Source organism: Streptomyces sp. NPDC059787, from assembly GCF_042732315.1.
Lineage (GTDB): Bacteria > Actinomycetota > Actinomycetes > Streptomycetales > Streptomycetaceae > Streptomyces > Streptomyces atrovirens.
On sequence record NZ_JBHWHX010000090.1, the window covers coordinates 1 to 5,970 of the forward strand.

Annotated in this window: 5 protein-coding genes; 3 read left to right on the forward strand and 2 right to left on the reverse strand. The window is 75.3% G+C overall.

Annotation, left to right across the window (positions count from 1 at the left end):
* Positions 1-114 precede the first annotated feature (114 nt).
* Both ACFV5H_RS37215 and ACFV5H_RS37220 read right to left on the reverse strand, forming a co-directional pair.
* Positions 115-336, reverse strand: coding sequence for a hypothetical protein (locus ACFV5H_RS37215; protein ID WP_385058649.1), 222 nt, complete (start codon positions 334-336; stop codon positions 115-117).
* 40 nt (positions 337-376) lie between these two features.
* On the reverse strand, positions 377-1,642 hold the full coding sequence (locus ACFV5H_RS37220; RefSeq protein WP_385199121.1) for an anion permease: 1,266 nt from the start codon (positions 1,640-1,642) through the stop codon (positions 377-379).
* Between the two features lie 141 nt (positions 1,643-1,783).
* Between ACFV5H_RS37220 and ACFV5H_RS37225 the strand changes: the two genes are divergently transcribed.
* From ACFV5H_RS37225 to ACFV5H_RS37235, 3 genes are all read left to right on the forward strand, one after another.
* Positions 1,784-2,512, forward strand: a complete 729-nt coding sequence (locus ACFV5H_RS37225) for a class II aldolase/adducin family protein (protein WP_385199123.1) — start codon at positions 1,784-1,786, stop codon at positions 2,510-2,512.
* Between the two features lie 173 nt (positions 2,513-2,685).
* On the forward strand, positions 2,686-3,813 hold the full coding sequence (locus ACFV5H_RS37230; RefSeq protein ID WP_385058653.1) for an alpha/beta hydrolase: 1,128 nt from the start codon (positions 2,686-2,688) through the stop codon (positions 3,811-3,813).
* Between the two features lie 318 nt (positions 3,814-4,131).
* Positions 4,132-5,607 (forward strand): hypothetical protein, encoded by a 1,476-nt coding sequence (locus ACFV5H_RS37235; RefSeq protein WP_385199124.1) that lies wholly within the window; start codon positions 4,132-4,134, stop codon positions 5,605-5,607.
* Positions 5,608-5,970: the final 363 nt, after the last annotated feature.

Sequence of the window (5,970 nt, forward strand, 5' to 3'; positions counted from 1 at the left end):
TGGGCGTGGGGTGGGCCCCGCGGGGGGGGGGGGGGGGGGGGGCCCCAGCGGGCGGGGGGGGGGGGGGGCCCCGCGCCCCCCGCACCGCCCGCTCCTACGGGTGCGGCCTGTGGATCAGGCCATGATCAGGTAGATGCCGTACCCCACCGCCGCCGTGCACGCCGCGAAGCAGGCGTAGGCGCCGGTGACCGCCAGGGCCGCGGACTGGCCCTGGGCGGCGGCCCGCTCGCGGCGGGACAGGCCGTTGATGCCGAGGGTGAACAGGCCCACCAGGGCCACGGTGACCACGAGGCTGACGCCGAAGACGGAACCGAGGGCCGCCCAGTCGATCTTCATGGTGCTCTTCTTCCTTCGTACCGGGTCTACCGGGTCGCGGTCAGACGGTGGTCGCGGCCGGCGGGACCGACGGGGCCGCCGGGTCGGTGGGGGCCGGCGCCGGGATGGTGGCCGAGAGGTCGTCGGTCAGGGTGCCCGCCGGGGGCGGGGTGACCGCGGCCATCGCCTGCGTCACCACGCCGGACGGCTCCTCGGCCGGCGTCTCGTCGTGGTCGTTGACGTTGGTGTGGTCGACGACCTCGCGCCGGGAGATCTTCCAGATGGCGGCGCTGGAGGCGACCAGGAAGACGGCCACGAGGGCGGTGCCCCAGTCGCCGAAGCCGCAGACCCACTCGGCGAGCGCCGCGACCAGGGCCGCCGCCGGCAGCGTCAGGCCCCAGGCGACGAACATCCGGGTGGCCGTCGACCAGCGGACGACGCCGCCCTTGCGGCCCAGGCCCGCGCCCATCACGGAACCGGAAACGGAATGCGTGGTGGAGAGGGAGAAACCGAGGTGCGAGGAGGCCAGGATGACCGTCGCGGCACTGGTCTGGGCGGCGAAGCCCTGCTGCGGCTGGAGGTCGGTCAGGCCCTTGCCCATGGTGCGGATGATGCGCCAGCCGCCGAGGTAGGTGCCCATCGCGATGGCGATGCCCGCGGAGAGGATGACCCACAGCGGCGGGTCGGAGTCGGGGGCGACGGCGCCGCCGGCGACCAGGGCGAGGGTGATGATGCCCATCGTCTTCTGGGCGTCGTTGGTGCCGTGGGCCAGGGAGACCAGGCCGGCGGAGGCGATCTGCCCGGCACGGTAGCCCTTCTCGGAGGCCTTGCCGTCGGCCTTCCGGCCCAGGCGGTAGGTCAGCCGGGTGGCGAACATGGCGGCGATGCCGGCCACCAGCGGGGCGGCGATCGCGGGGAGCAGGACCTTGGTGACGAGGACGTCGCCGTGGACCGCGCCGAGACCGGCGGAGGCGACGGCGGCGCCGATCAGACCGCCCATGAGGGCGTGCGAGGAACTGGACGGCAGACCGACCAGCCAGGTCAGGAGGTTCCAGAGGATCGCGCCGACCAACGCGGCGAAGATGACCTCGGGACGGATGCCGGACTCGTCGACGAGTCCTTTGGAGATCGTGTTGGCGACCTCCACCGAGAGAAAAGCGCCCACAAGGTTCAGCACGGCGGACATGGCCACCGCGACCTTGGGTTTGAGAGCACCGGTCGAAATGGTCGTTGCCATCGCGTTCGCGGTGTCGTGGAAACCGTTCGTGAAATCGAACGCGAGTGCGGTTACCACCACAATCGCGAGGATCAGCGAGAAGCTTTCCATTTACCCAGGCAATCGTTCGAGGTCATTGGCTGGTCGAACGTAGGTAACCAGGGTGAACGGAAGATGAACTGGAACGGGCATCGTGGTGACCGTAAGAGGGGGTGGGTCCTCCGCCGGATGGCCGCCTGGCAGGATCACGGCATGACCGAGCAGCCAAGGGACGGACGGGAAGCGGGAGGCACCCGGGACGTGCGCGAGGAGGAGGCGCGCGCCTGGACGGAACTCGTCGGGGCCGCGCGCCGGACCGTCGCCGACGGACTCGTCGTCGGCACCTCCGGCAACGTCTCGGTACGGGTCGGCGAGACCGTCCTCGTCACACCCTCGGGAGTGCCGTACGACCGGCTGACGCCGGACGACGTGACCGGCGTCGACCTCACCGGCCGGCAGGTCCTCGGCACGCTCGTCCCCACCAGCGAGCTGCCCATGCACCTGGCCGTCTACCGCACCACCGGCGCGCGCGCCGTCGTGCACACGCACGCCGTGCACGCCACGGCCGTCTCCACGCTCGTCGACGAGCTGCCGCTGATCCACTACATGGCGGCGGCACTCGGCGGGCCCGTCCGGGTCGCCCGCTACGCGACGTACGGCACGGACGAACTGGCCGAGAACATGCTCCGCGCCCTGGACGGCCGCACCGGCTGCCTCCTCCAGAACCACGGCACCGTCACCCACGGCACGACCCTCGCCCAGGCCTACGACCGCACGGCCCAACTGGAATGGATGTGCCGTCTCTGGCTGACCGCGTCATCGCTCCCGGGCCTGTCCCCCCACCTGCTGACCCCGGAGCAGCTGACGGAGGTGGGGGACCGCCTGCGGGGCTACGGGCAACCTCCCGGCCCGTCCGGCACTTCCAGCCCGTCCGGCGTCTGAGGACAAGGGGGTCCGGGGGGCACAGCCCCCGGGGAAGGGAAGGGAAGGGGCGGCGGGGGCGAAAAACCCCACCCCCGCGATGACGGCACCCCACGGACGGAAAAGGCACGGGCGCAGCCCGACTGTGCGACGCCCACTGGCCGGGTACCCGTCCCGACATGACACTGGAGAACGTGCGCACTGCCAGAGCGACGGCCGCAGCCGTCACCGCCGTGATAGGGGCCGCCGCCACCGCGGTGGCCGCCGGCCGGCTCGCCAGCGACGCCGCGCTCAGAATGCCCCCCGGCGGCCCCCTGCCCACCGAACCCGGACTCACCGTCCACGCCACCGCCGCCGGCCGGATCGCCCTCACCAGGGACTTCGCCACACTCCGCCCCGGACGCCACGGCCTCACCGGCGCCGGCTTCCACGCGGTCGTCGGCCCCGTACTGCCCGACGCCCCGGACTCCGCCGACACCGTCGTACGCCGCCTCGAACGCGTCACGTACGGCACCCCGGAGCCCGGCGACCGCGCCCGGCTCACCCCGAACCTGTACGTCGGGGACCCGGGCGGCGCCCTCGGCCTGGACCACACCGACCTCGACATCCCCGGCGAACTCGGTCCCCTGCCCGCATGGTTCGTACCGGGTGCCCGGGACACCTGGGTGATCGCCGTCCACGGCCTCGGCACCACCCGTGAACACACCATGAACCTCATGGAGTTCCTGCACCGACACCGTTTCCCGGTGCTCGCCCCCGCCCACCGGGGCGACCCCGGTGCGCCGCGCTCCCCGGACGGCCTCAACCATCTCGGCGAGACCGAGTGGCGCGATCTCGACGCGGCGCTCCACCACGCCGTGGACTCCGGCGCCCGGCGGGTCGTCCTGTACGGCTGGTCCACCGGCGCGGCCATGGCGCTGCGCGCCGCCGCCCGCTCCGAGGTGCGCGCACGTGTGGCCGGTCTCGTCCTGGACTCCCCGGTGCTCAGCTGGGAGGCGACCCTGCGCGCCCTCGCCGCGGCCCGGCACACCCCGGGCGCGCTGCTGCCGCTCGCGGTCCGCGCCGCCCAGGGACGCACAGGACTGTACGGCGACCGCAGGCCCGGCGCCCTCCACCTGGACCGGATCGCGGTCCCCACGCAGATCTTCCACGGCCCCGACGACACGGTGGCGCCCTGGCGGTTCTCCCGCCGCCTCGCCGCCGACCACCCCGACACCATCACCCTGCACACCGTCAGGGGCGCCCCGCACGGCGCGATGTGGAACGCCGACCCGGAGGCCTACGAAGAGGCGCTGCGGCGCTTCCTCACACCCCTGATGTGACCGCGCGGAGGGAGCGCCGGACAGCCGGTACCGAGGATTCCGTTTAGGGCCGTACCAGTGGCCTGAATCCCTCCCCCGACCGTATCCGGGGCCGGGGCACCGGCCGTCCCGGCGCCGCCGCCGGCATTCCGTTTGGGTTTTCGGACCGTCAACAGGAAGACTGCACCCGTGACGTCCCGTATCCCGCGCGACTCCAGGCTTCGAATCGTCCGCCCGCGACCCCTGGCCGCCGCCCCCACAGCGATGAACCAGCGGCGCTCGCGCCGCCCCGCGCCACGCCCCCCGGAGGGCACGCCGGCCCCGGCGGAGCTGGCCAGAATGGCGCGCTCCGGTCTGGCCGCCGCGGCCCGCGTCGCCCGCTGGGCCGACACCGCCCTCGGTCCCGGCGGGGACAGCGCCACCGCCGACGGCAAGGCCACCCTCTCCGACGCGACCGCCGAACGGGCGGCCCGCGCTCTGGACCTGACCCCCGCTCAGGTCCGCGCCGACTGGGACACCGCCCGGCTGGCCGGCCTCATCGAGGTGCACGGCGACAGCGCCCGCCCCGGCTGGCGGCTGCGCGCCTGGAACCGCGACGACAGCGCCGTGCTGCGCGGCTGGGTCGCCCTCTGCGACGCCTGGTCGCTCGCCCACCCGGAACCCGAGGAGTACGAGGCCGCCGCCGTCGCCGAGGTCGTCACGGCCATGCCGCAGGTCCTCTCCTTCCTCCAGCTCTCCGCCGGCCCGGTCCCCGTACCCCAGCTCCTCGACCTGCTCCAGCAGCGGGTGACGGAACTCCGCACGGAACGCTGCGAGGTCGACTACGTTCCGCAGCCCGAGCTCTCCCGGTCCGACGCGGCCCGTCCCGACACGCCTGGGCACGACGCGCCGCGGCCGGACGCGTCCGGTACCACCGGCGGCCGGCCCGGCACGGCCGGCCCCGAGGTGTCGCGGACCGAAGCGGCCCGGCCGGACGCACAGCGGGTCCACACGTCCAGAGCCGCCGGGGCCCGGCCCGGGCCCGGACCCGAGCTCAGACCCAGGGTGCCGCTCCAGCGGCCCCGGCCCGCGCCCGCCGTGCCCGCCGGCGCCGACGCCCCGCTCGAGCCGCTGCTCGACTGGGCGCTGCGCGCCCTCGCCTCCGTCGGGGCCCTCACCTACGGCGACGGGCAGGCCACACTCACCCCGCTCGGCAGCTGGGCGGTGTGGGTCAAGCTGGAGCAGATCTGCGTCGCCGCGCAGAGCCCCGCCGGGAACATCGAGCAGGGCGCCGAGGACATGCTGCGCGGCTGCGCCCAGCTGCGCCCCAACGCGGCCCGCGCCGAGTACCGCGCCTGGCTCGCCGCCCGGCCGGTCGGCAGCGCCGTCACGGAGCTGATCGACGCCGCCCGGGGCGAGGACGCCCTGCTGCGCGGCCTCGCCTTCGAGGCGCTGCGCGTGGTCGGTGCCCCCGCCGAGCCCGAGGTCCGCGCCGTGCTCGACGAGCCGACGCTGCGGCCGTACGCCCTGCTGTGGCTCGCCGAGCACGACGGCGCCGACCCCGAGGACGCCCACGAGGTCCTCACCCGCGAGGAGGCCACCTGGCTGTGGGTGGACACCGCGGCCGCCGTCGCCGACCACGGCGAGGCCCCGCTGCTGGTCCGCCACCTGGAGTCCGCGGTCCAGCCGACCGTCCCCGCACTGCTCACCGAGGTACGCGCCGTCGGCCACCCGCGCACCGTCCAGGTCCTGGTCGCCCTGGCCGCCGCCCACCCCGACCCGGCGCTGGCCAAGGCGGTCCGCCGCGCCGCCTTCCAGGTCCACAGGGGCGGCTGACACCGGACCCGCCGCCCTGCGGGCCGCCCGGCACCGGACCCCGCCCTCGGGCGCGCGCCCGCTGTCCGGCGGCCCGGCCGGGTGCGTCCGGCGGCGGATCCGGACTTCGGACTCGCGCGCCCGGCTCCTGCTGCCCGTCGGGGCCCGCCCGGTGACGGGACCGGGACGCCGGGTCCCGGATCGCCGTCCCGGGTGCGTACGTGCCGAAGCTCCAGACGTCGCCCTCGGGGCATCAGAGGGCTCCGCGCTCCGGTGGTGGGGGGGGGGGGGGGGGGCCCCCCCCCCCCCCCCCCCCCCCCCCCCCCCCCCCCCCGGGGCGGGGGCAACCCCCCCCCCCCCCCCCCCCCCCCCCCCCACAACCCC

Bases quoted from the DNA above. Each gene is read 5' to 3' on its own strand.
- ACFV5H_RS37215 (WP_385058649.1), bottom strand. From the start codon at position 336: ATGAAGATCGACTGGGCGGCCCTCGGTTCCGTCTTCGGCGTCAGCCTC.
- ACFV5H_RS37220 (WP_385199121.1), bottom strand. From the start codon at position 1,642: ATGGAAAGCTTCTCGCTGATCCTCGCGATTGTGGTGGTAACCGCACTC.
- ACFV5H_RS37225 (WP_385199123.1), top strand. From the start codon at position 1,784: ATGACCGAGCAGCCAAGGGACGGACGGGAAGCGGGAGGCACCCGGGAC.
- ACFV5H_RS37235 (WP_385199124.1), top strand. From the start codon at position 4,132: ATGGCGCGCTCCGGTCTGGCCGCCGCGGCCCGCGTCGCCCGCTGGGCC.